Source organism: Streptomyces violaceorubidus (assembly GCF_000717995.1).
GTDB classification, from domain to species: domain Bacteria; phylum Actinomycetota; class Actinomycetes; order Streptomycetales; family Streptomycetaceae; genus Streptomyces; species Streptomyces violaceorubidus.
Map to the genome: position 1 here is coordinate 163,254 of NZ_JODM01000010.1, position 26,182 is coordinate 189,435.

Here is a 26,182-nt window from a genome sequence, read left to right on the forward strand (position 1 = left end):
CTCCATCGGCGATCGCAGGTGTTTCGGTCGCCTGCGCCCTCGGGCCCTGGTTGTTCAGCGAGACCATGATCCTTCGCGTGCTGGCCGCGTCCGCCGCGGTGACGGCCGTGGTCGGCGCGGTCGTCATGCGGCACTGGGACGCACAGGCGGGCCGCCAGGTCGCCGACCTCACGCGCGCGCGGGCGAGCGACGAGTGGCGCTTCGAGGAACGGGTCGCCGAACTGGAGTCCGACCTGGAGGAGTCGCGCGAGCTGCGACAGAAGCTGGAGCACCGGCTGCGGGCCAAGCGCACCGAGCTGGCGGGGCTGCGCAACGAGCACGCCTCCCTGCTGCGGCGCTACGCCACGGCGGAGACCGAGCGCGCGAGTGCGCTGGAGGGCCGCCGGCTGCTGGAGATAGAGGCCGTGCCGCAGGCACCCGCGCTGCCGGCGGCCCGGCCCGTCCCGGTGCAGGAGACGCCGGTGCAGGAGACGCCGGTGCAGGAGACGCCGGTGCAGGAAGTGCCCGAGCGGGAAGTGGCGGCCGAGGAGAGCGAGGGGGGCGAAGAGGTCTCCGCCCCCGCGGTCTTCTCGCCCGAGGGGTCCCGGCTGTTCCTGCGCGCGAACGCGGCACTGGCCCGCTTCGGCGGTGACGCGTCCGCCGGTCCGGACGGTGGCGACCGGGCCGCAGCATCCGACGGCTCCGACGGGGACGGCGGCGGTGGCGGCGGTGGCCGGGGCGCGGCGGCCGAGGCGGGGGAGGAGGACGAGGCGCAGGGGCAGTCCGAGGCGGCCGACGGCCACGAGCGCACCGCCGCCGCCTCCCTGACGACGTCCTCCGACGAGCGGCCCGCGCAGCCCACCCGGCCCACGCAGCCCACCGGGCGGACCGACGGGCACTTCACGGTGCCGACCGCGGTGGCCGTCGTACCGCCGGCTCCGGCGCGGCGTCCGGTGGTCGAGGGCGGCTTCGACTTCTTCGGCACCAAGGTCCCCGAGGGCGCGTCGGGGGCGGCGGCCGCGTCCGACGCCGCTCTGGAGACCGTCCAGAACGAGGACCTCGCCGACGTGGTCGGCCAGGAGGCGCTCGCCCTGCACAAGGCCGAGGCCGAGGTCGCCTTCAAGCAGGCCGGTGAGGAGTCCCGGGGCGTGGGCCAGGTGATCGACCTGACGGCCCACGACGAGACCGAGCAGATCGACGTACAGGGACTGCGCAGCGCGGTTTCCTGACCCCGGTCCCCGGTCCCCGGTCCCCGGACGCCGGGCGACCGGGTCCGGGTCCGGTTCGGTTCGGTTCGGTTCGGTCTCAGGTCATCCAGCGGTCCGGCGGGGCGTCCCGGCGGCCGGTCCGGGACCGTTCCGCCTGGCTCCGCAGCAGCTCCGCGGCCTCCTCGGCGTCGCGCAGGCGGGCCGTCACGGTCTTGTTCGCGCCCGTGTCCACATGGACGTCGGCCAGCCGCAGGGCGCGCCGCCAGGGCCCCTGCGTCAGGCGGACGCTCTGGACCTTGGCGTGCGGGACCAGCGCCAGGCTGCGGCGCAGCAGGCCGTACCGGGCGGCGAAGACCGCGTCGGTGACGGCGAGCCCGTGGCCGCGCCACCACAGCGGTCTGCACCGCGCCGCCCGCCGCGGCGGGCGCGACAGCTCAGGTCCCGTCGGCACGACGACCCCGGGCAGCACCCGCGCGACGACCGCCTCGGCGACATCGCGCGGGGCGACAGGCAGCAGCACCGAGTTCGACGACCCGGCCACGTCCAGCTCCACCCGCACCCAGCGGCGCCGCCGCCACAGCAGCGGCTCCACGAGGCGCACGGTCTGGACCCGGCCCGGCGGCACCGTCTCGTGGGCGCGGTCCAGCAGGCCGTGGTCGATGCGGAGGCCGTCCGGGGACTCGGCCACCGTCCAGTCGTACTCCCCGACGAACCGGCCCGCGCTGCGCGCACCCGCGGCGCCCACCAGCGGCAGGGCGGTCGCCAGCACTGTCCACAGGTTGTGGGTGGCCAGCCACAGCAGTGTCGGTACGACGGCGGCGGCGAGCAGCGTGCCCCAGGTCGCGCCGGTCAGCAGGAGGGAGACGGCGAGGACGCCGGGCGGCACCCGCAGCAGCTGCCGCGCGGGGGCCTCGCCGACCTCGTGCGCGGTCTCGGGCGCGAAGCCCGCCGCACGCGCGAGCAGCTCGGCCCGCAGCGCACTCGCCTCGTCGGCGCCCAGGAAGGCCAGTTCGTCCTTCTTGCCGGTGCCTATGACGTCGAGCTTGAGCTTGGCGACCCCCGCGACCCGGGCGAGCAGGGGCTGGGTGACGTCGATCGCCTGGATGCGTTCGAGGCGGATGTGCGCGGTGCGCCGGAACAGCAGGCCGGTGCGGATCCGCAGCTCGGTGTCGGTCACCGCGTAGTGGGTGAACCACCAGGTGAGGAAGCCGTACAGGGCGGCGGCCGGGATCAGGACGGCGAGGCCGATCATCAGGTGGGTCGTGGTCAGCCGGGTGAGCTGGCGCTGTGCCTGGTCCGGATCGTGGACGGCCCATCCGACGATCACGGCCACCGGCGCCCAGGCCCGCCGCAGGGGCGTGACGGGGTGCAGGCGCCGCTCCACGAGGTCGTCGACGGGTGGGGAGGCGTCGGTGCCAGTGCCGGTCCCGGTGCCGGTGCGGGGCCAGGTGCCGGTCCCGGTGGTAGTGGTGTCGTCGGGCTCGGGGGATTCGACCGTGCGTGCGGTGGGCCCTGGCGTGCGGTTCGGGGGCTCGGCCGGGTGGGGGTTCGGCATGTGCAGGGGGGCGTCGTCGATCGCGCCGGGGGACGGCGGGCCGGACGTCCTCGTGCCGTCCGCCCGTCCCGTCGTGTCCTCTCCCGCCCCGGGCCCGGTCACAGTCCCGCCGATCGGGCCTCGCCCAGCTCGGTGAGGCGGTCGCGCAGGCGTTCCGCCTCGGCCGGGTCGAGGCCGGGGATGGTGGCGTCGGTCGCGGCGGCGGCCGTGTGCAGCTGGACGCTGGCCAGGCCGAAGTGCCGCTCGACCGGTCCGGAGGTCACCTCGACCAACTGCATGCGGCCGTACGGGACGACGGTCTCCTCCCGCCACAGCACACCCCGGCTGATCAGCAGGTCGTCGGCGCGCTCGGCGTACCGCCAGGAGCGCCAGTTGCGCCCCAGCATCACCCAGCCCCAGGCCATCAGGGCCAGCGGCAGGAGTGCGAGGGCGGCCCAGGCCGGGTCGAGGAACAGCGCGGGCAGCACCCCCGCGGCGAGCGTCAGCAGGCCGAGCCAGACCACCAGCAGCAGTCGCCGCATGTGCAGCAGGCCCGGCGGCAGGCCCGTCCACACCGGCTCGTCCCGCACCGGAACCGCCGGCTCCGCCCGATCCGCCGCACCCGCCGCCCGCGTCGCACGTGCCGCTCCCGCCGTGCCCGTGTCGTCCGGGCTGCCCGTCTCCATGGGGCCAGCGTACGTAGGGGAGACTGTGTCCATGACTCCTACGACGGAGACCACGGTCGGAATCGGCGGTGCCGCGGAGAGCACCGACATGGTGCTCAACATCGGGCCCCAGCACCCGTCCACCCACGGCGTGCTGCGGCTCAAGCTGGTTCTGGACGGCGAGCGCATCACGAGCGCGGAACCGGTGATCGGCTACATGCACCGCGGCGCGGAGAAGCTGTTCGAGGCCCGTGACTACCGTCAGATCATCATGCTCGCCAACCGCCACGACTGGCTGTCGGCCTTCTCCAACGAGCTGGGCGTCGTCCTCGCCGTCGAGCGGATGCTCGGCATGGAGGTCCCCCCGCGCGCGGTGTGGACGCGGACGCTGCTCGCCGAGCTGAACCGGGTGCTCAACCACCTGATGTTCCTCGGGTCGTACCCGCTGGAGCTGGGCGGCATCACCCCGGTCTTCTACGCCTTCCGGGAGCGGGAGGTCCTCCAGAACGTGATGGAGGAGGTCTCCGGCGGGCGCATGCACTACATGTTCAACCGCGTCGGCGGTCTCAAGGAGGACCTCCCCGCGGGCTGGACCACGCGCGCGCGTGCCGCCGTCGCCGCCGTGCGCTCGCGCATGGACGTCTTCGACGACCTCGTGCTCGGCAACGAGATCTTCCGGGGGCGTACGCGGGGCGTGGGCGCCCTGTCGGCGCAGGCCGTGCACGCCTACGGCGTCAGCGGACCCATCGCCCGCGCCTCCGGCGTCGACTTCGACCTGCGCCGCGACGAGCCCTACCTCGCCTACGCCGAACTCCAGGACACCCTCAAGGTCGTCACCCGCACCGAGGGCGACTGCCTGGCCCGCTTCGAGTGCCTGCTGGAGCAGACGCACAACGCCCTCGACCTCGCCGACGCCTGCCTGGACCGCCTCGCCGAGCTGGCGCCGGGGCCGGTCAACCAGCGGCTCCCGAAGGTTCTGAAGGCGCCCGAGGGCCACACCTACGCCTGGACCGAGAACCCGCTCGGCATCAACGGCTACTACCTGGTCAGCAAGGGCGACAAGACCCCGTACCGGCTGAAGCTGCGCTCGGCGTCGTACAACAACATCCAGGCGCTGGCGGACCTGCTGCCGGGGACGCTGGTCGCGGACATGGTGGCGATCCTGGGGTCACTGTTCTTCGTGGTCGGCGACATCGACAAGTAGCGCGGCGGCGTCGAGGTCCCCCACCGGCTGGAGCAGCCACCAGAAGTCGCCCAGGCCGCTCGGCGCGGTCAGTTCGGCGGCCTGGGAGGCGCTCGCGAGGGCGCGCACGTACGCCGCCGGGTCGGTGGAGGCCAGCGCGAGCGGGGGGCGTGCGCCGGTGATGCCCAGGGCGTGGAGGGCCTCGCGCTGGGAGCGCATGAGCGCATCCGGGGGCGCGTGCTCCGGAGTGCACCTCGCGGTGTGGGCGGCCGCGCACGCGTCCAGTGCCACGTGCGCGGTGATGTCGCACGAGCCGTCGGGCACCGGCTGCGTCTCCCGGCCCTCCCGGAAGCCCGTGAGCGTCCCGAATGCCGGGCGGCCCGCCGCGGTGTGCGCGTAGTCGGCGGCCACCGCGAGCCCGGCGTCCAGGGTCGCCACGGCCGACGCCCAGGCCTCGTCGCGGGGCAGCCCGATCTCCGCCCGCAGTCCCTCCTCGCCGGGCAGCGGCCACCACCGGGCCAGCCACTCGGCCTCCGCCCCGGCCACCGGCTCCCCGAGCCGCTCGGCCCCGTCGCCCCGCACGAGCACCCGCCGCGCCACGCCCGCGGCGTCCACCTGCGCCACCTCCACCGGTACGTTGTCGAGCCACTCGTTGGCGAACAGCAGCCCGGTGACGCCCTCCGGAGGCCGAGCGAGCCACCGGACCCGACGGTCGAGCTCCCCCGGGCGGGCGGCGACCTCGACGGCGTACGCGCGCGTGCGGGCGGCCACCTCGGTGGGCAGGGTCGCCAGCACCCCGGCGACCAGCTCGCCCCGTCCGGCCGCCATGTCCACGAAGTCCAGCACCGCGGGCCGGCCCAGCGCCTCGTCGACCCGGCACAGCAGCCGCGCCACGGCCCCCGCGAACAGCGGCGACGCGTGCACCGACGTCCGGAAGTGCCCGGCCGGGCCCGCGGGCCCCCGGCGGTAGAAGCCCTCCGGTCCGTAGAGGGCCTCGCGCGTGGCCTCCCGCCAGCCCTGCCATGCCCCGGGCGTCTCCGGAGACCCTCTGAGCCCTGCCGTCCCTGGTGTCACGGACACAGGCTAGGGGCACAGAAGAGCGGAGCCTCCACCTTGCGGAGTACGCGCGGACGACGGGGATCGGCCCTCCGGTTGACCCCTGCACCTATTCGGCTTCCCTACGCTGGGTTACGTGCAGCGCCTCTACGACTTCCTCCGCAGACACCCGACCGGTGTCGACTGCTTCTGGGCCCTCGTCGTGCTCGGAATCTCCCTGGTCTCCTCGACGAATCCGGGGACGCGGGCGGACGGGACGGACAACCTGGCGCTGATCATCCCCTTCGTGGTGCTGCTCGGCGTCGTGATCGCGCTGCGCCAGTGGGCGCCGGAGAGGATGCTGCTGCTCGCTGTCGCGCTGGGCGTGGGACAACTCGTGTGCGACGTCTCGACGATGCCCGCCGACTTCGCCTTCCTGGTGATCATCTACACGGTGGCCGCGACCGGCACCCGCTGGGCCTCCCGGACCGCGCTGGCCACCGGCCTGTGCGCGGCGCCCCTGGCCCAGCTGCGCTGGACCGACAGCGAGCTGGGCATGGGCACGACCATCGCGGTGACGGTCTTCCAGGCGGTCCCCTTCGCCCTCGCCTGGGTGCTCGGCGACTCCATCCGCACCCGGCGCGCCTACTTCGCGCAGCTGGAGGAGCGCGCGACCCGGCTGGAGAAGGAGCGCGAGGCGCAGGCCAAGGTCGCGGTCGCCGCCGAGCGCGCCCGGATCGCACGCGAGCTGCACGACGTCGTCGCGCACAACGTCTCCGTCATGGTGGTGCAGGCCGACGGCGCCGCCTACGTCCTGGACGCCGCGCCCGACCAGGCGAAGAAGGCCCTGGAGACCATCTCCTCCACCGGCCGGCAGGCGCTCGCGGAGATGCGCCGCCTGCTCGGCGTGCTGCGCACCGGCGAGCACAAGGAGGCCGGGGAGTACGTCCCGCAGCCCGACGTCGAGCAGATCGAGGACCTCGTCGAGCAGTGCCGCACCTCGGGGCTGCCGGTCGACTTCAAGGTCGAGGGCACCCCCCGGCAGCTGCCCAGCGGCGTGGAGCTGACCGCGTACCGCATCGTGCAGGAGGCGCTGACCAACACGCGCAAGCACGGCGGCGAGAACGCGGGCGCGAGCGTGCGCCTGGTCTACTTCGACGACGGGCTCGGGCTGCTCGTCGAGGACGACGGCAAGGGCGCCCCGCACGAGCTGTACGAGGAGGGCGGCTTCGACGGTCAGGGCCACGGGCTGATCGGCATGCGCGAGCGGATCGGCATGGTCGGCGGAACCCTGGACGCGGGCCCGCGCCCGGGCGGAGGATTCCGCGTCAGTGCGCTGCTCCCGCTGAAACCCGCGCCCTGACCACCGCGCCCCCACGCACGTACCGCACTGACACCTGTAAGGAAGAGGCCCCGATGGCGATCCGCGTGATGCTCGTCGACGACCAGGTGCTGCTGCGCACCGGGTTCCGGATGGTGCTGGCGGCCCAGCCGGACATGGAGGTCGTCGCGGAGGCGGGCGACGGCGTCGAGGCGCTCCAGGTGCTGCGCTCGACCGCCGTGGACGTCGTCCTGATGGACGTCCGCATGCCCAAGCTCGACGGCGTGGAGGCCACCAGCCGGATCTGCGGGGACCCCGACGCGCCGAAGGTGCTGATCCTGACCACCTTCGACCTCGACGAGTACGCGTTCTCGGCGCTCAAGGCGGGCGCCTCCGGCTTCATGCTCAAGGACGTGCCGCCCGGCGAACTGCTCGCCGCGATCCGCTCCGTGCACAGCGGCGACGCGGTCGTCGCGCCCTCCACCACCCGGCGGCTGCTGGACCGGTTCGCGCCGATGCTGCCGGCCACCGGGCAGGAGCCCCGGCAGAAGGAGCTCCAGCGGCTCACCGAGCGGGAGCGCGAGGTGATGGTGCTGGTCGCGCAGGGCATGTCCAACGGCGAGATCGCGGCGCGCCTCGTGCTGTCGGAGGCGACCGTCAAGACGCACGTGGGCCGCATCCTGACCAAGCTGGGCCTGCGCGACCGCGTGCAGGTGGTGGTCCTCGCCTACGAGACCGGGCTGGTGCGGGCCGGCGGCGGACACGGCTGACCGGCCCGCACCGACCGCGCGCGCACGGCGTCACGGACGTGCGGTACGTGCCGGACCACGAGGGCGCGCCGCGCACCCGGATCAGGCAGGCGGGGCCGGCATCCGGCACCTCCGGGTCGGCCGACCGGCAGGCGCCCCGGCTAGCGCAGGATCCCCTCCAGGAAGTCGCTGCCCAGCCGGGCCACGACCGTGACGTCCAGCTGGTGCAGGACGTACCGGCCGCGGCGCCGGGTGGTGACCAGCTGGGCCTTCTTGAGCACGCTCAGGTGCCGGGATATCTCGGGCGCCGTCATGCCGTGCACCTGGGCCAGCTCGCCCGTGGTGTACGCGCTGCGGGCGAGGTACCGGCAGATCCGCATCCGGACCGGGTGGGACAGCGCCGTCATCCGCATCGTGAGCTGCTCGACCGAGGGCGGGGAGGCCAGTTCGGGGGAGCCGACCGGGTAGTGCAGCACCGGCTGCCAGCCGTACCGGTGCAGGACCATCAGGTGCGGCCAGCCCAGACTGGTCGGGACCAGCAGCAGGCCGCCGTCCGCCGTCGCGGAACGGCCGTCGCCCAGCTTGTCGACGGTGATCCGCGCGGCGCCCTCGTCCAGCGTCACCGCCGGGGACACGGCGGCCAGCGCCTCCGCGAGGCCCTTGTGGCGCAGCAGGTCCGTCTTGTGCCGGGCGTCCGCCGCGAGCTGGTGGCGCAGCCGGGACCAGGCCTCCGCGAAGAAGGCCTCGTCGCAGTCCCGCGCGAACTGCCGCAGCCAGTCCCGGATCCGTGGCGGATCGGCCAGCAGCCGCTCGCTGAACCGCAGCTGCTGCGGTCCCCGCGCGGCGGCCAGGTCCAGCGCCCGCCGGCGCACCTCGGCGTCGTCCAGCGCCGAGACGCCACCGGTGCTGTACGGCAGCGCGCAGGTGAACTCCAGGGCCGCGTCGACGAACTGCTCGTCGGACAGCCTGTCCAGCAGGTCCAGGTCGTCGGCGAGGGTGGCGCCGGGCAGGGTGCTGCGCCCCAGCACCCCGGCGAACGGCATGAACAGGTCCGAGAAGGTCGTCCGCCACAGGAAGTCGGCCTCGCACATCCGGTCGGCCAGATGCGAGTCGAGCCGGGCGGTCACGCCGGTCGCCCAGCCCTGCAGTCCCGGGTGGTGCCCCGGCTCGGACAGCGCGTGCAGCGCCATGCCCAGCTCGGCCAGCGGGGAGGGCACGACGGTGATCCTCTCCGGCCGCAGCCCCGTGATGTCGATGCGCACGCTCATGCCCCCATGGTGCACGCCGCCACCGACAACGCGGCCGCCGATTGACCGCCGCAGTCAATCGACGCGACCGCGGCACGCCGACCGGAGCAGCCTGGGTCCATCGGTCCAGCCGCGGCGCCCGTACCGACCCCCACCTCCCCCCTCTCCACCACCCTTGAGAAGGCGGTCCGCCATGAGCATCACGCAGCAGTACCTCCTCGACACCTACCGTGCCCGGCAGCTCGGAGAGCCCGCGCCGCCCGCGCCCGGCACGCACGACCGGCGGGTCGTACGCGAGTGGCAGGACCGCCGTCGGTTCCGGGCGGTGCTCGCCGGCCGCCCGGCGCACGGCCGGGTACGGCGGGCGCTGCGCCGGTGGCGGTCGCTGTGGCCGCGCGCCCTGGGCTGACCGGCCGGGCGCCCGGCGTCAGGCCGTCAGCCGGGCGGCGAAGTCGGCGACCGCGGCCCGCACGTCGTCGACCGTCCACTCCAGGCCCGACTCGCCCACGGAGACCTCGGTGAGCGCGATCCCGGGCCCGCCCGCGTCCCAGGGCCGGGAGAACAGCATCGTCCCGGTCTCCTCGGCCTGCCGCAGCGCGGCCTCACCCGCGACCTCGGGGTCGCACGGCAGCCAGACCTGGAACTCGTGCGTGTGCGGCACCTCCGGATGCACCCGCGCCCACGGCAGCCCGGCCGCCGCGAGTCCCTCGAGCAGCGCGGCGGCCACCACGCGCGCGTGGGTCACGTACGCGGGCAGCCTCGGCAGCTCGCGCTCCAGGCCGGCCAGGGCGGACAGCACCGTGGGGAACTGCTGGAACACCTGGCCGCCGTACCGGTGCCGCCAGGCCTTCGCCTCCTCGACCAGCGTCCGCGGACCGGCCAGCGCGGCGCCGCCGTAGCCCTTGAGGGACTTGTAGAACGACACGTACACGCTGTCCGCCAGGCCCGCGATCTCGGCCAGGGGGCGGCCGAAGTGGACGGTGCACTCCCACAGGCGGGCCCCGTCGAAGTGGACCACCGCGTCGCGCTCCCGGGCGGCCTCCACGACCTCGGTGAGCTCCTCCCAGGTGGGCAGCAGGTATCCGGCCTCCCTGAGCGGCAGTTCCAGCATCAGCGCCCCGAACGGCTCCTCGAATCCGCGCACCTCGTCGGCGGTCGGCTGCCGCGCCGCGTCGGTCAGCCGTACGGGACGCAGTCCGCCGACCCGGCTGAAGGCGTCGCGCTCGTGCACCTCGGGATGGCCGAGTCCGTGCAGCGCGACGACCGGGTTGCCGGTGCGGCCCGCCCAGCAGCGCAGGGCCACCTGCTGGGCCATGGTCCCGGTCGGGAAGAAGGCGGCGTCCTCGGTGCCGAGCAGGGCGGCGGTCCTGTCCTCCAGGGCCGCCACGACGCCGTGGCCGTACATGTCGGACGGCTCGTCGAGGTCGTACAGCTCGTCGGCCCCGTCCAGCAGGGCCAGGCGCTCCCGCAGGGTGGTGACGAAACCCGGGCGGGCGAGGGCGCGCCGCGCACCGCGGAGGGCGGCCACGCGCCGCTCCCGCAGCCGCTCGTGACGCCGCTCCTGCGGTTCCTCCGGTTCCGTCGGTTCAGCCTGGTCGTGTCGCTCTGCCGTGTCGCTCATGCCGGGATCATGTCGCGCGGACCGCCCGCCGGGCACCCGGTTTCCCACAGGTTCCGACACGCGCCCCGGGTGTGTGGCCCGGTGCCGCACGGAAACCCACAGCCTGTGGACAACCGGACGTCGCCCGGACGGATCGCGTTAACATGACGAGAAATCGTCCGGTACCCCGAGCGGACTGGAACGGGAAGGCCGTCGCCGCGTGAACACAACCCCACAGCCAGACCCCAAGGACCGCCCCGCGCGGCTCACCGTAGGCGTCGTCGGCGCCGGACGGGTGGGCCCCGCGCTGGCCGCGTCCCTCCAGCTCGCCGGGCACCGCCCGGTGGCCGTCTCCGGGGTCTCCGACGCCTCCAGGAAGCGTGCCGCCGCCCTCCTCCCCGACGTGCCGCTCATGACGCCCGCGGAAGTCCTCCAGCGCGCCGAGCTGGTCCTGCTGACCGTCCCCGACGACGCACTGCCCGGCCTGGTGACCGGCCTCGCCGAGACCGGGGCGGTGCGCCCGGGCCAGCTGCTGGTGCACACCTCCGGGCGGTACGGCGCGAGGGTCCTGGACCCCGCGCTGCGGGCCGGCGCCCTGCCGCTGGCCCTGCACCCGGCGATGACCTTCACCGGCACCCCGGTGGACGTCCAGCGCCTGGCCGGCTGCTCCTTCGGCGTCACCGCGCCCGAGGAACTGCGCCTGGCCGCCGAGGCCCTGGTCATCGAGATGGGCGGTGAGCCGGAGTGGATCGCCGAGGACATGCGCCCGCTGTACCACGCGGCGCTGGCCCTCGGCTCCAACCACCTGATCACCCTGGTGGCCCAGTCGATGGAACTGCTGCGCACGGCCGGCGTGACGGCCCCCGACCGGATGCTGGGCCCGCTGCTCGGCGCCTCCCTCGACAACGCGCTGCGCTCCGGCGACGCGGCCCTCACCGGCCCCGTCGCGCGCGGGGACGCGGGCACGGTCGCCGCGCACATCGTGGAGCTGCGCGAACACGCCCCCCAGGCCGTCGCCGGCTACCTGGCGATGGCCCGCGCGACCGCCGACCGCGCGCTCGACCACGGCCTGCTGAAGCCCGAACTCGCCGAGGACCTGCTCGGCGTGCTCGCCGACGGAGCCACACCGACCACTGACGGCACCGGATCCACCGGATCCGCCGGATCCACCGGCGGCACCGGAGCCACCGGCAGCCCGGCCCCGGACGGAAAGCCCGGCACCGAACGCCCCGGCGAGACCCCTGGCCGCGAAGGCACGGAAGGCACGGAAGGCACGGAAGGAACCGACGGAACCGACGGAACCGACGGCACCGATGGAGGCGCCCGATGACCACCACCCCGCCCGTCCTGCTCCGCACCGCCGACGAACTGCACGCGCGCGTACGGCACGGCCGCCGGGCCGTCGTGATGACCATGGGCGCCCTGCACGAGGGCCACGCCACCCTGATCCGCACGGCGCGCGACCTCGCGGGCCCCGGCGGCGAGGTCGTCGTCACGGTCTTCGTGAACCCCCTCCAGTTCGGCGCCGGCGAGGACCTCGACCGCTACCCGCGCACCCTGGAGGCCGACCTGGAGATCGCCGGGCGGGCGGGCGCCGACGCCGTCTTCGCCCCCGCCGTCGAGGAGGTCTACCCGGGCGGTGAACCCCAGGTGCGGATCACCGCCGGCCCCATGGGAGAGCGCCTGGAGGGCGCCTCCCGCCCCGGCCACTTCGACGGCATGCTCACCGTCGTCGCCAAGCTGCTCCACCTCACCCGCCCCGACCTCGCCCTCTACGGCCAGAAGGACTCCCAGCAGCTCGCGCTGATCCGCCGCATGGTCCGCGACCTGAACTTCGGCGTGGAGATCGTCGGCGTCCCCACCGTGCGCGAGGAGGACGGCCTGGCCCTGTCCAGCCGCAACCGCTACCTCTCCACCTCGGAACGCCGCACCGCCCTCGCGCTCTCGCAGGCGCTCTTCGCCGGCCAGGACCGGCACGCGGCCCAGGAGGCGCTGCGCGCGCGAGCCCGCGAAGTGCCCGCCACCCGGGCGCGCGCCGAGGCGCTGAACGCCCTGGGCGAGTCCCGCGCGGCGGCCGACGCGCACGCCGTCGCCACGTCAGCGCCCGGCAGCGCCACGGCCGTCCGGGACGCCGCCCGCCTGGTGCTGGACGACGCCGCCCGCGCCACCCCGCCCCTGGAGCTGGACTACCTCGCGCTGGTCGACCCGTCCGACTTCACCGAGATCGGTGACGACCACACCGGCGAGGCCGTCCTCGCCGTCGCGGCCCGGGTCGGCGCGACCCGCCTGATCGACAACGTCCACCTCACCTTCGGACCCCTCGGAGCCGCCTCGTGACCAGCACAGGCATACGACTGCACGCCCCCGCGCCCGGCTGGGCCATCGCCGCGGACGTGGTGGTCGTCGGCTCCGGCGTCGCCGGCCTCACCGCGGCCCTGCGCTGCGAGGCCGCCGGTCTGAGGACCGTCGTCGTCACCAAGGCCCGCCTGGACGACGGCTCCACCCGCTGGGCCCAGGGCGGCGTCGCCGCGGCCCTCGGCGAGGGCGACACCCCCCAGCAGCACCTGGACGACACCCTGGTCGCCGGCGTCGGCCTGTGCGACGCGGAAGCGGTCCGCATCCTGGTCACCGAGGGCCCCGACGCCGTACGCCGGCTCATCGCGACCGGTGCGCACTTCGACGAGTCCACCGAGGGCGGCCTGGCGCTCACCCGGGAGGGCGGCCACCACCGCCGCCGCATCGCCCACGCGGGCGGCGACGCGACCGGCGCCGAGATCTCCCGCGCCCTGGTGGAGGCGGTCCGCGCGCGCGGGCTGCGCACCATCGAGAACGCCCTGGTCCTCGACCTCCTCACAGACGCCGACGGCCGCACCGCCGGTGTCACCCTGCACGTCATGGGCGAGGGCCAGCACGACGGCGTCGGTGCGGTCCACGCCCCCGCGGTGGTCCTCGCCACCGGCGGCATGGGCCAGGTCTTCTCGGCGACGACGAACCCCTCCGTCTCCACGGGCGACGGCGTGGCCCTCGCCCTGCGCGCGGGAGCCGAGGTCAGCGACCTCGAGTTCGTCCAGTTCCACCCCACCGTCCTGTTCCTGGGCCCGGACGCCGAGGGCCAGCAGCCCCTGGTCTCCGAGGCGGTGCGCGGCGAGGGCGCCCACCTGGTGGACGCGGACGGCGTGCGCTTCATGCTGGGACAGCACGAACTCGCCGAACTCGCCCCGCGCGACATCGTCGCCAAGGCCATCACGCGCCGCATGCAGGAGCGGGGCGCCGACCACATGTACCTGGACGCCCGCCACTTCGGCGCCGACATGTGGGAGCACCGCTTCCCCACGATCCTCGCCGCCTGCCGCGCCCACGGCATCGACCCGGTCACCGAGCCGGTCCCCGTGGCCCCGGCCGCCCACTACGCCTCGGGCGGCGTGCGCACCGACGCCCACGGCCGTACGACGGTCCCCGGCCTGTACGCGTGCGGCGAGGTCGCCTGCACCGGCGTGCACGGCGCCAACCGCCTCGCGTCCAACTCCCTCCTGGAGGGCCTGGTCTACGCCGAGCGCATCGCGGCCGACATCGCGGCGGGGACGGTCGACGCGCGCGTACCGGCCCCCCTCGCGCACCCGGAGCACCCGGAGCACCCCCTCCTGCCGCCCGAGGCCCGCCTCACGATCCAGCGGATCATGACGGAGGGCGCCGGGGTCCTGCGCTCGGCGGACTCCCTCACGCGCGCGGCCGACCGGCTGCACGGCCTCCACGCCGAGGCCCGCGAGGCCCTGCACGAGCACGGCAAGACGTCCGAGCCGGGCGTCGACACCTGGGAGGCCACCAACCTCCTGTGCGTGGCCCGGGTCCTGGTGGCCGCGGCGGCACGGCGCGAGGAGACCCGCGGCTGCCACTGGCGCGAGGACCACGCGGAGCGCGACGACACGACGTGGCGCCGCCACATCGTCGTACGGCTGAACCCGGACCGAACCCTCGCCGTGCACCCCACGGACACGCCAGAATTCCCCCCGACCGTCCACGGCGCCCAGCCGACGCACCGTCCCCAGGAGCAGTGACAGCAGTGAACCCCTCCGACCCCTCCGAACTCCCCCTCGTCTCCGGCGGAGGCTGCGGCGACGGCTGCGCCTGCGGCGCGGACACCGAGGAAGACGCCTACATGGAGTGCGGCCTCGACCCCGCGCTCGCGGCGCTCCTGCTGGACTCCGGACTCGACCCGGTCGAGGTCGAGGACATCGCGAACGTCGCCATCCAGGAGGACCTGGCGGGCGGCGTGGACGTGACGACCGTCGCGACCATCCCCGAGGACGCCGTGGCGACCGCCGACTTCACCGCGCGCGAGGCGGGCGTCGTGGCGGGTCTCAGGGTCGCCGAGGCGGTGCTGTCGATCGTCTGCACGGACGAGTTCGAGGTGGAGCGCCACGTCGACGACGGCGACCGCGTGGCGGAGGGCCAGAAGCTCCTCTCCGTCACCACCCGCACCCGCGACATCCTGACCGCCGAACGCAGCGCGCTGAACCTCCTGTGCCGCATGTCGGGCATCGCGTCGGCCACGCGCGCGTGGGCGGACGCCCTGGAGGGCACGAAGGCCAAGGTCCGCGACACCCGCAAGACCACCCCCGGGCTGCGCAGCCTGGAGAAGTTCGCGGTCCGCTGCGGCGGCGGCGTCAACCACCGCATGTCCCTCTCGGACGCGGCCCTCGTCAAGGACAACCACGTGGTCGCCGCGGGCGGCGTCGCCGAGGCCTTCAACGCGGTGCGCGAGAGCTTCCCCGAGCTGCCCATCGAGGTCGAGGTCGACACCCTGCACCAGCTCCGCGAGGTCGTGGACGCGGGCGCCGACCTGATCCTCCTGGACAACTTCACCCCGGACGAGTGCGAGGAGGCGGTCGCCCTGGTCGCCGGCCGCGCCGCGCTGGAGGCATCGGGCCGACTGACCCTGGCCAACGCCAAGGCGTACGCGGACACGGGCGTCGACTACCTGGCCGTGGGCGCCCTCACCCACAGCTCCCCGATCCTGGACATCGGCCTGGACCTGCGAGCGGCGGAGTAGACCCCATGCTGCTGACGATCGACGTAGGCAACACGCACACCGTCCTCGGGCTCTTCGACGGCGAGGACATCGTCGAGCACTGGCGCATCTCCACGGACTCGCGCCGCACGGCCGACGAGCTCGCGGTCCTCCTCCAGGGCCTGATGGGCATGCACCCGCTGCTCGGCGACGAACTGGGCGACGGCATCGACGGCATCGCCATCTGCGCGACGGTCCCCTCGGTCCTGCACGAACTGCGCGAGGTCACCCGCCGCTACTACGGCGACGTCCCCGCGGTCCTGGTCGAACCGGGCGTCAAGACCGGCGTCCCGATCCTCACCGACCACCCCAAGGAGGTCGGCGCCGACCGCATCATCAACGCGGTCGCGGCCGTGGAGCTCTACGGCGGCCCGGCGATCGTCGTGGACTTCGGCACGGCGACGACGTTCGACGCGGTCAGCGCGCGCGGGGAGTACGTCGGCGGCGTCATCGCCCCCGGCATCGAGATCTCGGTCGAGGCACTCGGCGTCAAGGGCGCCCAGCTCCGCAAGATCGAGGTGGCCCGTCCCCGCAGCGTGATCGGCAAGAACACGGTCGAGGCGATGCAGTCCGGGATCGTGTACGGCTTCGCCGGCCAGGTCGACGGCGTCGTCAACCGCATGGCGCGGGAGCTGGCCGACGACCCGGACGACGTGACGGTCATCGCGACGGGCGGACTGGCACCGATGGTGCTGGGCGAGTCCTCGGTCATCGACGAGCACGAGCCGTGGCTGACACTGATGGGATTGCGACTGGTGTACGAACGGAACGTGTCGCGCATGTAGGCGCGCGGGGGTGGGGACGCAGCCCGGCGGAGCGGCGGGAGAGCCGCGTACGGCGAGTGGGGGACGCGGAGCGTGGGCGGCAGCAGCCGCGTACGGCGGCGGGGGGCGCGGGGCGTGGGCGGCAGCAGCCGCGTACGGCGAGAAGGGGACGTGTCGGGGGGGTGTCCGCCCGCAGCGGTTGGCGCGTCAACGGAGCCCACTTCTCTGCCCCACCGATTCCGCGCCGTTCCGAGGACGGACACCCCCCGGCGCGGCCCCGACCCACCCACCGAACCCAAGGCGCTACCCGCACCCCCACCCACCCCGCACAGGCCGCCGCAGGCACCCGCATCCGAGTGGGTGTGCACGCCACACCCATGCCCCCTATGCGGGGTTTGTCTGATTAGCGCGTATCGTCGCCGCATGCCCACGCCCTACGGACCCCGCGGCGGCATGGCGTTCGGTGCTCAGGAGCTGCGCGTGCTCCGGCGAGCCCTCGCCCTCGCCCTGAACCCCAGCCCGGTCTCGGCCCAGGAGGCCCAGGACTGCCTCCACCTCGCGGAAGCGCTCGACGAGGCGATGCGAGAGGGGGCCAGGCTGCGCGCCTTCCTGGTGGCCGACCTCGCCCGGTACCGCGCCGCCCTCCCCGGCACCGCCACCGGCTACCTCACGCTCCTGGACGAGGCGCTGGGCGCCGGCCACCGCCCCGGCGCGGACGACCTCGCCGCCCTGGGTGCCCTGCGCGGCAACCCCGCGGCAGCCGCCCTGCTGGCCCGCTGCCGCCCCGGCCCGCCTACAACGGCCACGCCGGGCACGGCCACGACGGGCCCAGCCGCGGTGATCCTCCCCGCCGCGCGCACCCGCCTCCACGCCCTCCCCGGCGGCCGGCAGCCGGACAAGGACCCCGCGCAGAAGCCCGCCCCGAAACCGGCCTCCCCCCGGCCCCCCGCCCCGGCCACCCCCAAGCGCCCCGTCCCCACCCCCGGCGAGGTCTTCCCCCGCCGCAAGCCCACCCCGCCGGCACCCCCCGCCCCGGACACCCGGCACCACCTCGCGGCCGGCTGACGGCGCCTGGCTACCCTGGTCCCATGGACTACGTCTCCGCGCTCCTGCCCCCGGCCGTGATGGCCGTCTTCTTCATCGGCCTGATCCGGGTGATCGTGAAGACCCAGGGCGGCGCCAACAAGGCCAAGGAGGACGCGGTCGTCGACGCCGCCCTCGCGCGGGCGGAGAGCACCAGGCAGGCGTCCCCGCACCCCGAGGTCTGACCCGCAAGCACCGCACCGACGGCCCACCCCACGCCCCACCCCCCGTACGGCTCCTCCCGGGAGCCGTACGCCCCTTTTGTGCCCGTTTTCCAGCGAAGGCGCACGTCCGGCACGCGATCGCCCCGATCTCCCACTATCGTTCGAAGCGTGCCTCGCCCATTGGGAGAACTCGAAGACGCGGTCATGACGAGGGTGTGGAAGTGGAACCGCCCCGTGACCGTTCGAGAAGTCCTGGAAGACCTGCAACAGGAACGGTCCATCGCGTACACCACCGTGATGACCGTTTTGGACAATCTCCATCAGAAGGGCTGGGTGCGCCGCGAGTCCGAAGGCCGGGCCTATCGATATGAGGCGGTCTCCACTCGCGCCGCCTACGCCGCCGCCCTCATGAACGACGCCTGGTCCCAGAGCGACAACCCCGCCGCGGCCCTCGTCGCCTTCTTCGGCATGATGAGCGAGGAACAGCGCCAAGCGCTCGCAGACGCCATCCGCATCGTGCAGGGACCGGAAACCCCAGCCCCCGCGCGGGGACCCGGCGCGGTACCGGGCGGCGGCGAGCGATAGCGTCCCCACATGCCAAATGCCATCACCGTCCGGCGGGCCCGCACCGGCGATGTCCCGGACGTACGCCGGCTCCTCGACGCGTACGTCCGTGACCGTATCCTGCTCGACAAAGCGATGGTGACGCTTTACGAGAGCATCCAGGAGTTCTGGGTGGCGGAACGCGACGACAACGCCGAGGTGGTCGGCTGCGGCGCGCTGCACGTGATGTGGGAAGACCTCGCGGAAGTGCGGACTCTCGCGGTGAAGCCCGGTCTGAAGGGCGCGGGCGTCGGCCACAAGCTGCTGGAGAAGTTGCTGGACACGGCACGCTGGCTCGGTGTTCGCCGTGTTTTCTGCCTGACCTTCGAAGTGGACTTCTTCGCCAAGCACGGCTTCGTGGAGATCGGGGAGACGCCGGTCGACACCGATGTGTACGCGGAGCTGCTGCGTTCCTATGACGAGGGTGTTGCGGAGTTCCTGGGGCTCGAACGAGTGAAACCGAACACCTTGGGCAACAGCCGGATGCTTCTGCATCTGTGATCGCCGGGCAGCGCCGGGCGTCCACGTCCTTCGAGGATTATTCCACCGACCCACCCTTCACGGGTTCCCTATGTCCGAAACGCGCATGTTTCCGGCCCGGAGTCAGGCTACCGGTCTCCGTCGAGGGTTTGTGTTTTTCCGGCAAAAGCGGTTTGCTTTCCGGCGTACTGCAGTACTGCATATAACAAGGGACGGCGATACGGCGGACGCCGACGGACCTCCGGCCCTCAAGTTATCGATGAAAGGAAATCCGGTGGCACAGAAGGTTCAGGTCCTTCTTGTCGACGACCTCGACGGCGGCGAGGCAGACGAGACCGTGACGTTCGCACTGGACGGCAAGACCTACGAGATCGATCTCACCACCGCCAACGCGGACAAGCTCCGCGGTCTTCTCGATCCGTACCTGAAGGGTGGCCGTCGCACCGGGGGCCGTGCCTCGGGCGGTCGCGGCAAGGCGCGCGCCGCTTCCGGCGGCAGCCAGGACACCGCTGCGATCCGCGCCTGGGCGAAGGAGAACGGCTGGGACGTCAACGACCGCGGTCGTGTCCCCGCGAAGGTCCGCGAGGCGTACGAGCAGGCCAACGGCTGATCACCGCACCCGCGCCACGGCCCGCACCCGCGCCACGGCCCGCGCCCGCGGCGGGTCGCTCGCGGTGAGTCGGACGCGGTGGCACTGCGTGGCCAGCGTGTGGACCAGCCGGGCGAGATCGAGTGCGGTCCCGGTACGCCCGGGGACCGACAGTGCCGGCAGCGAGGCCCCCACCTCGCACCCCGGCTCCGGGGGTCGCAGCCAGACGGCGGCCCCTCGCAGGCCGTCGCGCTCCGGGGGACGCGGCGGCAGCCCGGCCGGGCCGGGCTCGGGGACCAGGGGCGCGTCCACGAGGCCGCCCTTCCCGACCGCCGTCAGGTCGAGCGCCAGCGAGCCCCACTCCAGCCACTCCAGCAGCCCCGGCAGCTCCTCCGCGGCGCCCGGCGCCACGAGCAGGAGCATCCGCGAGCCCTGGACCGCCACCGGAAACCCCGGCACGGGAAGATCCGGCACCGGAAACCCCGGCGCGGGAAGCCCCGGCACAGGAAGCCCCGGCATCGGCGAACCCGCCCCGGCCTGCCCGGCACGCCCCACCCTCTCCAGCCGTTCGGGGCCCTCCAGCCGCTCCAGGCCCTCCCGCCGCTCTCGCCTCTCCACCCTCTCCACCCTCTCCAGCCGCTCCAGCGTCGCGTACCCCGCGTCGGCCGGCACGTCGAGGACATCGAAACGCACGCCCGTGCGCAGTCGCAGCGGCTCCCCGGGCGCCGTCGGCCACCCGAGCGCGCTCTCGTACCACCCCCGCGCCCGCTCCCACCCCGAGTCTCCGTCCCCGAGGGGCCGCCGGGGTGACGGCACGACGGGGGTCGCGGGAGCAACGGGGGCCGGGTGCGGGATCGGGTGGGGGAACGGCATCGGATGCGAGGCGCCGACCATGCCAAGTGCAACCGTCCGAAGAGCCCCCGGGTTACGCTGGGTGGCGGTGTAAACGCGCAGAGTGCTGGACTGAGGCGGCAAGAGGGGGCGTGCGGGGGTGCGGGGAGGCGCAAGGTTGTTCGCCCGTAGCGGAGGGAACCGGTGCGCGCGGCATGGAGTGTCCGTCCCGGCGGGTAAGACATCCCTAGTGGGAGGGGGCGACTTGCAGATCCGGCCGTCTCGCGTTCGCCATCGGCGTACTGGCGAGTGGGGTAAGTGCCTGGCCTGCGGGAACATCGTCTCGCACCATCGGGTTGTGGCAGATGTCGGCGTCAGGGGTCAGGAGGCCATCGACGGTGTCGGCAGTTGGAATGAGCGGTCCCCGCTTGCGGGACTAAGCTGCGGAAGGACAGGGAGGGGAAGTTCCCCCCACTGCCTGACCGCTCTGAGGAGCGATTAACGATGTTCGAGAGGTTCACCGACCGCGCGCGGCGGGTTGTCGTCCTGGCTCAGGAAGAAGCCCGGATGCTCAACCACAACTACATCGGCACCGAGCACATCCTCCTGGGCCTGATCCACGAGGGTGAGGGTGTCGCCGCCAAGGCCCTTGAGAGCCTCGGGATTTCGCTCGAGGCGGTCCGCCAGCAGGTGGAGGAGATCATCGGCCAGGGCCAGCAGGCCCCGTCCGGCCACATCCCCTTCACCCCCCGTGCCAAGAAGGTTCTGGAGCTGTCGCTCCGCGAGGCCCTCCAGCTGGGCCACAACTACATCGGCACGGAGCACATCCTGCTCGGCCTGATCCGTGAGGGCGAGGGCGTCGCCGCCCAGGTCCTGGTCAAGCTGGGCGCAGATCTGAACCGGGTGCGGCAGCAGGTCATCCAGCTGCTCTCCGGCTACCAGGGCAAGGAGACCGCCACCGCCGGCGGTCCTGCGGAGGGCACGCCCTCCACGTCCCTGGTCCTCGACCAGTTCGGCCGGAATCTGACCCAGGCCGCTCGTGAGTCCAAGCTCGACCCGGTCATCGGGCGCGAGAAGGAGATCGAGCGGGTCATGCAGGTGCTGTCCCGCCGTACCAAGAACAACCCGGTGCTGATCGGTGAGCCCGGCGTCGGCAAGACCGCCGTCGTCGAGGGCCTCGCGCAGGCCATCGTCAAGGGCGAGGTGCCCGAGACCCTCAAGGACAAGCACCTCTATACCCTGGACCTCGGCGCCCTGGTCGCCGGCTCCCGCTACCGCGGTGACTTCGAGGAGCGCCTGAAGAAGGTGCTCAAGGAGATCCGCACCCGCGGCGACATCATCCTGTTCATCGACGAGCTGCACACGCTGGTCGGTGCGGGTGCCGCCGAGGGCGCCATCGACGCCGCGAGCATCCTCAAGCCGATGCTGGCCCGCGGTGAGCTGCAGACCATCGGTGCGACCACGCTGGACGAGTACCGCAAGCACCTGGAGAAGGACGCGGCCCTGGAGCGCCGCTTCCAGCCGATCCAGGTCGCGGAGCCGTCGCTGCCGCACACGATCGAGATCCTCAAGGGCCTGCGCGACCGCTACGAGGCCCACCACCGCGTCTCCATCACCGACGAGGCCCTGGTCCAGGCGGCGACGCTCGCCGACCGCTACATCTCGGACCGCTTCCTGCCGGACAAGGCGATCGACCTGATCGACGAGGCCGGTTCCCGGATGCGCATCCGTCGGATGACCGCGCCGCCGGACCTACGCGAGTTCGACGAGAAGATCGCCGGTGTCCGCCGCGACAAGGAGTCCGCGATCGACTCGCAGGACTTCGAGAAGGCCGCCTCCCTGCGCGACAAGGAGAAGCAGCTCCTGGCCGCCAAGGCCAAGCGGGAGAAGGAGTGGAAGGCCGGCGACATGGACGTCGTCGCCGAGGTCGACGGCGAGCTGATCGCCGAGGTCCTCGCCACGGCGACGGGCATCCCGGTCTTCAAGCTCACGGAGGAGGAGTCGTCCCGCCTGCTGCGCATGGAGGACGAGCTCCACAAGCGGGTCATCGGCCAGGTCGACGCCGTCAAGGCGCTGTCCAAGGCGATCCGCCGTACCCGTGCCGGTCTGAAGGACCCGAAGCGTCCCGGTGGCTCGTTCATCTTCGCCGGTCCGTCCGGTGTCGGTAAGACGGAGCTGTCCAAGGCGCTCGCCGAGTTCCTCTTCGGTGACGAGGACGCGCTGATCTCCCTCGACATGTCGGAGTTCAGCGAGAAGCACACGGTCTCGCGTCTCTTCGGTTCGCCCCCCGGTTACGTGGGCTACGAGGAGGGCGGCCAGCTGACGGAGAAGGTCCGCCGCAAGCCGTTCTCGGTCGTCCTCTTCGACGAGGTCGAGAAGGCCCACCCGGACATCTTCAACTCGCTGCTGCAGATCCTGGAGGACGGTCGCCTGACCGACTCCCAGGGCCGGGTCGTGGACTTCAAGAACACGGTCATCATCATGACGACCAACCTCGGCACCCGGGACATCTCCAAGGGCTTCAACCTCGGCTTCGCCGCCGCGGGCGACACGAAGTCCAACTACGAGCGCATGAAGAACAAGGTCCAGGACGAGCTCAAGCAGCACTTCCGGCCCGAGTTCCTCAACCGTGTCGACGACGTGGTCGTCTTCCCGCAGCTCAGCCAGGAAGACATCCTGCGGATTGTCGACCTGATGATCCAGAAGGTGGACGAGCGCCTCAAGGACCGGGACATGGGCATCGAGCTCTCCCAGTCCGCCAAGGAGCTGCTGTCCAAGAAGGGTTACGACCCGGTGCTGGGCGCGCGTCCGCTGCGCCGCACGATCCAGCGCGAGGTCGAGGACACGCTGTCGGAGAAGATCCTCTTCGGCGAGCTGCGTCCCGGTCACATCGTGGTCGTGGACACCGAGGGCGAGGGCGACACCAAGACCTTCACCTTCCGGGGTGAGGAGAAGTCGGCCCTCCCCGACGTCCCGCCGATCGAGCAGGCGGCCGGTGGCGGCGCGGGTCCGAACCTGAGCAAGGAGGCGTAGCCCTCCGGGGGTGAGCCTGGAAAGGGGCTGCCCGGGACTTCGGTCCCGGGCGGCCCCTTTGCCTTTCGCTCCCTTTCACCTCAGATCCGGAGGATCCTGGCGCGGGGCAGGCGAGTGGTGATCCAAGCGATGTCCTGCGTACGGGCACGGCGCAGGATGACGGTGCGTACGCCGGGAAGCTCCGGCGCGTCCGGGCCGATGTCGATGACCGACGCGTCCAGGATCAGCTGCTCCAGCCGTGGCAGCCGGGACAGCTCGGTCCAGTCGGCCGTGCCGACGGGGCAGGACAGGGTGACTTCGTACAGCGTGGACCAGTGGGACAGGCCCCGAAGGCCGGTGTCCCGGGTCGTGTCCCGACCGAGGTGGAGCTGCCGCAGGCGGGCTGCCACCGGGAGGGAGTCGGTCAGGCGGTTGCCCGGGAGTCGTTGTCCCAAGGACAGTTCCCGCAGCGACGTCAGCTCGTCCAGGCCGGTGAGATCGGCGCTTTGGACGCTGAGGCTCTCCAGGGGCAGTGCGGACAGCCGGTCCAGGCCCCGCGTGGTTCCGCAGTCGAGCAGTGACAGGCTCCGCAGACGGCCGAGGGCCGCCAGTGGCTCCATGTCGGTCGCTTCCGGGTTCGCGACCAGGAGCAGTTTCTCGACCGCGCCCGGGTCGGGCACACAGGCGAGGATCTCGTCCCAGCTGTGCGCGCCGCGGAACTCGAGCCTGCCCCACGGCCGCATGTCCGCGTGAGCCCCGCGCTGCGCCGCCGTCGTCAAGGTCAGGAACAGCTCCGTCGGGTCCAGGTGATCCAGAATCTCCCTCGCGTACCCCCGCGCGTCGAACCGGTCCCACGTTCCCACCAGTTGCCGCCGCACGCCGAGAGCCGCGTGTCCCCGGAACCGGCGCAGCACCGCGAGTGCCCCACCCGGTTCCCGCTCCGCCAGCAGCGACGCCGTCACCGTCACGCCGTGCGCCTGCCGCTCCGTCAGTCCCTCCGGACCCGGCAGCAGCTCCAGCACCAGTGGCCCGGCCTCCGCCAGGGCCTTCGCGTCCGCCAACGACCCCGGCGGGATCAGCGTCCCCGCCCGTGCCTCCACCTCCGCCCGCACCGCCGGGTCCAGGGCGGTCGCGTGCTCCAGGCAGGCCAGGGCGAGAAGGGTCAGCCGAGGGGTGTCCTCCGCCAGCAGGCGCCGCAGCAGCACCGCCCGCTCGCCGGGACGGGCGTGGGCCACCGCCATGCGGACGACGTCCTCCCACTGGGTGTCGCCCGCGCGCCCCGCGAGGACGTCGAGATGGCCCTCCTCGACCGCGTACCGCGCGCCCAGGTAGTCCTGGAAGGTGCGGTGGACGAAGTCCAGGGTGCCCTCGCCGGGCCGCCGGAGCAGCCCGCTGCGCAGGACCAGCGCCCGCAGGACCGTCGCCGCGTCGCCCTGCCCCGCCGCCGAGGCCACCGACGGCAGCGCGCGCTCCACGATGCCCTCGGCGGTCTCCACCGCCATCTCCGTGCGCCCGCTCAGCACCAGCGCGTACGCCAGCCGCTGGAGCAGCTCCAGTTGCGCCTCCTCGCTCAGCTCCACCGCCTCCATGCCGCGCTCCCGGTCCCGGCGGGCCAGCAGCATCGTGAGGGCGGCGTCGTACAACTCCGCGCGGCCGGTGGGGAGGTAGCCGCGGCGGTCCCGGTGCAGGGCGCAGATCAGGCCGCACATCAGTGGGTTGGTGGCGAGGCGGGCCAGGTCGCGCTTGGTGCGCAGGGAGTCCAGCAGCCGCGTGACGAACTCGGGCGCCTCGGCGGCCCGGTGCCAGCGCCGTACGAAGGTCGCGACCTCGGGCTCCCGCATCGGGGTGAGGGACAGCTCCCGGAAGCCCTCGGTGGTCAGCCAGTCGGCGCGTACGGCGGTGGGCCGGGAGGTGAGCAGCCAGCGGTTGCCGGGGAAGGCGCGGACGAGGGCGAGGAGCCAGTCGCGGGTGCGGTGCCGTTCCGCGGCGGGGATCTCGTCCAGGCCGTCGACGAGGACCAGGCCCCGGCCGGCGCCCAGCACCCGTTCCGCCCAGCCCTCCGGCGGGGTGAGGGGGCAGCCCACGGCGGTGAGGAAGGCCGCGGGGGAGGGCAGCGCGCCGGCCCGGATCAGGGTGCGCAGGGGCAGCACGTACGGGATCCGGTCCCCGTCCCGTGCCGCGGTCACCGCGAGCCACTGCACCAGGGTCGTCTTGCCGGAGCCCGCGTCGCCGCGCAGGAGTACCCGGTCGCGGGTGCGCAGGGCGTCCTCGGCGGCGAGGCGGACGGTGTGCTCGGGGTCGGCGTACTCACCCGGGAGTGCCCTGGTCCGTTCCTCCTCCGCGGTCGCCTCCAGGCTCAGGTACGCGACCTCCAGCGGCCACCGGTCGGGCGATTCGCGCAGGTCGATGCCGTAGATGGTGATGCGGTTGTGCTGTTCGGCGACGTACGGCAGGTAGCGGCGTTCGAACGCCGTGTCGCGGGCGTCCGGCCGGGGAACGCGGGCGATCAGCTCGTCGACCTTCGCGATCAGCTCGGCCTGGCCGCGGGTCTGGGCCACCAGCGTCCGCGCCACGAAGGTGGAGCGGCGGGTGAAGAACTCCAGGACGTGCAGGCAGGCCCACTCGGTCGCCGAGTCGAGGAAGTAGCGGGCGTCGGTGCAGAGCCCGTCCTCGGAACCGGCCGTCCGCCGACGCAGCCGGGCGGCCAGCTCGGCGTGTCCGAGCCGCACCGCCTGCACGTCGTCCATGTCCAGGTCGCCCAGGGCGAGGAGCCGCGCCGCCAGGGCGTCGGCGACGGCGTCGGCCTCCTCGGGCGGGAAGGGCGGCTCGCCGGGGGAGTCCAGGGCGCCCGCCACCAGTTTCCCGGCAAGCCCGCGCACCTCCTCCTCGCCCAGCGAGCGCCGCTCGCCGCGGAAGGACACCAGGCGGTCCAGCCGAACCGGCCGGTCGACCAGTCCGGCACCGGGGCCGCCCGTCACGAACAGCTTCTTCACCAGCGGGGCGACCAGGCTGGACGCCAACTTCCCGCCGAGTACCGCCGGTTCCATGCGCCACCCCCGTGGTCGGT

The 26,182-nt window shown here is 73.3% G+C and carries 23 protein-coding genes; 16 read left to right on the forward strand and 7 right to left on the reverse strand.

The features are described 5' to 3' along the window. Positions 1–65: 65 nt before the first annotated feature. Complete coding sequence (locus tag IE94_RS0115725) at positions 66–1,208, forward strand: hypothetical protein (RefSeq protein WP_030184111.1); 1,143 nt, start codon at positions 66–68, stop codon at positions 1,206–1,208. A 76-nt stretch (positions 1,209–1,284) separates the two neighbouring features. Here the strand turns inward: IE94_RS0115725 and IE94_RS0115730 are convergent, their stop codons facing one another. Both IE94_RS0115730 and IE94_RS0115735 read right to left on the reverse strand, forming a co-directional pair. Further along, positions 1,285–2,844, reverse strand: coding sequence for a PH domain-containing protein (locus IE94_RS0115730; protein WP_425337968.1), 1,560 nt, complete (start codon positions 2,842–2,844; stop codon positions 1,285–1,287). Further along, positions 2,841–3,407 carry a PH domain-containing protein gene (locus tag IE94_RS0115735; RefSeq protein ID WP_037922720.1) on the reverse strand — a complete coding sequence of 189 codons (567 nt, stop codon included), beginning with the start codon at positions 3,405–3,407 and terminating at the stop codon, positions 2,841–2,843. The genes IE94_RS0115730 and IE94_RS0115735 overlap by 4 nt, the downstream gene beginning before the upstream one ends. A gap of 31 nt (positions 3,408–3,438) precedes the next feature. Here IE94_RS0115735 and IE94_RS0115740 point away from each other — a divergent pair, with 31 nt between their 5' ends. Further along, positions 3,439–4,590 carry an NADH-quinone oxidoreductase subunit D gene (locus IE94_RS0115740; protein ID WP_030184116.1) on the forward strand — a complete coding sequence of 384 codons (1,152 nt, stop codon included), beginning with the start codon at positions 3,439–3,441 and terminating at the stop codon, positions 4,588–4,590. Here IE94_RS0115740 and IE94_RS0115745 read toward each other — a convergent pair. Continuing rightward, on the reverse strand, positions 4,555–5,643 hold the full coding sequence (locus IE94_RS0115745) for an SAM-dependent methyltransferase (RefSeq protein ID WP_030184119.1): 1,089 nt from the start codon (positions 5,641–5,643) through the stop codon (positions 4,555–4,557). The two genes, IE94_RS0115740 and IE94_RS0115745, sit on opposite strands and share 36 nt — an antisense overlap. 118 nt (positions 5,644–5,761) lie before the next feature. Here IE94_RS0115745 and IE94_RS0115750 point away from each other — a divergent pair, with 118 nt between their 5' ends. Together IE94_RS0115750 and IE94_RS0115755 are read left to right on the forward strand one after the other, a co-directional pair. Then, positions 5,762–6,967 (forward strand): sensor histidine kinase, encoded by a 1,206-nt coding sequence (locus IE94_RS0115750; protein ID WP_030184121.1) that lies wholly within the window; start codon positions 5,762–5,764, stop codon positions 6,965–6,967. Positions 6,968–7,020: 53 nt separating this feature from the next. Beyond that, a complete protein-coding gene (locus IE94_RS0115755) occupies positions 7,021–7,695 on the forward strand; it encodes a response regulator transcription factor (RefSeq protein WP_030184122.1) in 675 nt (224 codons plus the stop codon). 140 nt (positions 7,696–7,835) lie between these two features. Here the strand turns inward: IE94_RS0115755 and IE94_RS0115760 are convergent, their stop codons facing one another. Beyond that, positions 7,836–8,942: a DUF5937 family protein gene (locus IE94_RS0115760; RefSeq protein WP_030184127.1), complete on the reverse strand. Its 1,107-nt coding sequence runs from the start codon at positions 8,940–8,942 to the stop codon at positions 7,836–7,838. A gap of 172 nt (positions 8,943–9,114) precedes the next feature. On the opposite strand from IE94_RS0115760, the gene IE94_RS40625 reads away from it, so the two are divergent. Further along, on the forward strand, positions 9,115–9,330 hold the full coding sequence (locus IE94_RS40625) for a hypothetical protein (protein WP_030184129.1): 216 nt from the start codon (positions 9,115–9,117) through the stop codon (positions 9,328–9,330). Between the two features lie 18 nt (positions 9,331–9,348). Here the strand turns inward: IE94_RS40625 and IE94_RS0115770 are convergent, their stop codons facing one another. Beyond that, positions 9,349–10,542, reverse strand: coding sequence for a threonine aldolase family protein (locus tag IE94_RS0115770; protein WP_030184131.1), 1,194 nt, complete (start codon positions 10,540–10,542; stop codon positions 9,349–9,351). 199 nt (positions 10,543–10,741) lie between these two features. Here IE94_RS0115770 and IE94_RS0115775 point away from each other — a divergent pair, with 199 nt between their 5' ends. From IE94_RS0115775 to IE94_RS0115820, 10 genes are all read left to right on the forward strand, one after another. Continuing rightward, entirely contained in the window at positions 10,742–11,851 is a 1,110-nt protein-coding gene (locus tag IE94_RS0115775; protein WP_030184133.1) for a Rossmann-like and DUF2520 domain-containing protein, read from the forward strand. Further along, positions 11,848–12,858, forward strand: coding sequence for a pantoate--beta-alanine ligase (gene panC / locus IE94_RS0115780; protein WP_030184135.1), 1,011 nt, complete (start codon positions 11,848–11,850; stop codon positions 12,856–12,858). Before IE94_RS0115775 ends, panC begins: the two co-directional genes overlap by 4 nt. After that, on the forward strand, positions 12,855–14,576 hold the full coding sequence (locus IE94_RS0115785; protein ID WP_030184138.1) for an L-aspartate oxidase: 1,722 nt from the start codon (positions 12,855–12,857) through the stop codon (positions 14,574–14,576). The genes panC and IE94_RS0115785 overlap by 4 nt, the downstream gene beginning before the upstream one ends. A gap of 5 nt (positions 14,577–14,581) precedes the next feature. Then, positions 14,582–15,571 (forward strand): carboxylating nicotinate-nucleotide diphosphorylase, encoded by a 990-nt coding sequence (nadC, locus tag IE94_RS0115790; RefSeq protein WP_030184142.1) that lies wholly within the window; start codon positions 14,582–14,584, stop codon positions 15,569–15,571. Positions 15,572–15,576: 5 nt separating this feature from the next. Then, positions 15,577–16,374, forward strand: coding sequence for a type III pantothenate kinase (locus tag IE94_RS0115795; RefSeq protein ID WP_030184149.1), 798 nt, complete (start codon positions 15,577–15,579; stop codon positions 16,372–16,374). A 432-nt stretch (positions 16,375–16,806) separates the two neighbouring features. Next, positions 16,807–17,418 carry a hypothetical protein gene (locus IE94_RS0115800; RefSeq protein WP_030184150.1) on the forward strand — a complete coding sequence of 204 codons (612 nt, stop codon included), beginning with the start codon at positions 16,807–16,809 and terminating at the stop codon, positions 17,416–17,418. A 23-nt stretch (positions 17,419–17,441) separates the two neighbouring features. Then, positions 17,442–17,621, forward strand: coding sequence for a hypothetical protein (locus tag IE94_RS0115805; protein ID WP_030184152.1), 180 nt, complete (start codon positions 17,442–17,444; stop codon positions 17,619–17,621). A gap of 159 nt (positions 17,622–17,780) precedes the next feature. Then, entirely contained in the window at positions 17,781–18,185 is a 405-nt protein-coding gene (locus IE94_RS0115810) for a BlaI/MecI/CopY family transcriptional regulator (RefSeq protein WP_078606501.1), read from the forward strand. A gap of 9 nt (positions 18,186–18,194) precedes the next feature. Then, positions 18,195–18,704: an amino-acid N-acetyltransferase gene (locus IE94_RS0115815; protein ID WP_030184154.1), complete on the forward strand. Its 510-nt coding sequence runs from the start codon at positions 18,195–18,197 to the stop codon at positions 18,702–18,704. Between the two features lie 253 nt (positions 18,705–18,957). Continuing rightward, the gene (locus tag IE94_RS0115820) at positions 18,958–19,293 is read left to right on the forward strand and encodes a histone-like nucleoid-structuring protein Lsr2 (RefSeq protein WP_003975458.1); all 336 of its coding nucleotides are present in this window, start codon (positions 18,958–18,960) and stop codon (positions 19,291–19,293) included. Here IE94_RS0115820 and IE94_RS0115825 read toward each other — a convergent pair whose 3' ends face one another. After that, positions 19,294–20,166 (reverse strand): SCO3374 family protein, encoded by an 873-nt coding sequence (locus tag IE94_RS0115825; RefSeq protein WP_030184155.1) that lies wholly within the window; start codon positions 20,164–20,166, stop codon positions 19,294–19,296. 441 nt (positions 20,167–20,607) lie between these two features. Here IE94_RS0115825 and IE94_RS0115830 point away from each other — a divergent pair, with 441 nt between their 5' ends. Further along, positions 20,608–23,136: an ATP-dependent Clp protease ATP-binding subunit gene (locus IE94_RS0115830; RefSeq protein WP_030184165.1), complete on the forward strand. Its 2,529-nt coding sequence runs from the start codon at positions 20,608–20,610 to the stop codon at positions 23,134–23,136. Positions 23,137–23,216: 80 nt separating this feature from the next. Here IE94_RS0115830 and IE94_RS0115835 read toward each other — a convergent pair whose 3' ends face one another. After that, the gene (locus IE94_RS0115835; RefSeq protein ID WP_030184171.1) at positions 23,217–26,162 is read right to left on the reverse strand and encodes an NACHT domain-containing protein; all 2,946 of its coding nucleotides are present in this window, start codon (positions 26,160–26,162) and stop codon (positions 23,217–23,219) included. Between the last annotated feature and the right edge of the window lie 20 nt (positions 26,163–26,182).

Excerpts from the sequence above, each read along its gene's own strand:
- panC (WP_030184135.1), top strand. The coding sequence starts at position 11,848 with ATGACCACCACCCCGCCCGTCCTGCTCCGCACCGCCGACGAACTGCAC.
- IE94_RS0115830 (WP_030184165.1), top strand. The coding sequence starts at position 20,608 with ATGTTCGAGAGGTTCACCGACCGCGCGCGGCGGGTTGTCGTCCTGGCT.
- IE94_RS0115825 (WP_030184155.1), bottom strand. The coding sequence starts at position 20,166 with ATGGTCGGCGCCTCGCATCCGATGCCGTTCCCCCACCCGATCCCGCAC.
- IE94_RS0115735 (WP_037922720.1), bottom strand. The coding sequence starts at position 3,407 with ATGGAGACGGGCAGCCCGGACGACACGGGCACGGCGGGAGCGGCACGT.
- IE94_RS0115755 (WP_030184122.1), top strand. The coding sequence starts at position 7,021 with ATGGCGATCCGCGTGATGCTCGTCGACGACCAGGTGCTGCTGCGCACC.
- IE94_RS0115835 (WP_030184171.1), bottom strand. The coding sequence starts at position 26,162 with ATGGAACCGGCGGTACTCGGCGGGAAGTTGGCGTCCAGCCTGGTCGCC.
- IE94_RS0115740 (WP_030184116.1), top strand. The coding sequence starts at position 3,439 with ATGACTCCTACGACGGAGACCACGGTCGGAATCGGCGGTGCCGCGGAG.
- IE94_RS0115725 (WP_030184111.1), top strand. The coding sequence starts at position 66 with ATGATCCTTCGCGTGCTGGCCGCGTCCGCCGCGGTGACGGCCGTGGTC.
- IE94_RS0115795 (WP_030184149.1), top strand. The coding sequence starts at position 15,577 with ATGCTGCTGACGATCGACGTAGGCAACACGCACACCGTCCTCGGGCTC.
- IE94_RS40625 (WP_030184129.1), top strand. The coding sequence starts at position 9,115 with ATGAGCATCACGCAGCAGTACCTCCTCGACACCTACCGTGCCCGGCAG.
- IE94_RS0115805 (WP_030184152.1), top strand. The coding sequence starts at position 17,442 with ATGGACTACGTCTCCGCGCTCCTGCCCCCGGCCGTGATGGCCGTCTTC.
- IE94_RS0115770 (WP_030184131.1), bottom strand. The coding sequence starts at position 10,542 with ATGAGCGACACGGCAGAGCGACACGACCAGGCTGAACCGACGGAACCG.
- IE94_RS0115760 (WP_030184127.1), bottom strand. The coding sequence starts at position 8,942 with ATGAGCGTGCGCATCGACATCACGGGGCTGCGGCCGGAGAGGATCACC.
- IE94_RS0115815 (WP_030184154.1), top strand. The coding sequence starts at position 18,195 with ATGCCAAATGCCATCACCGTCCGGCGGGCCCGCACCGGCGATGTCCCG.
- IE94_RS0115800 (WP_030184150.1), top strand. The coding sequence starts at position 16,807 with ATGGCGTTCGGTGCTCAGGAGCTGCGCGTGCTCCGGCGAGCCCTCGCC.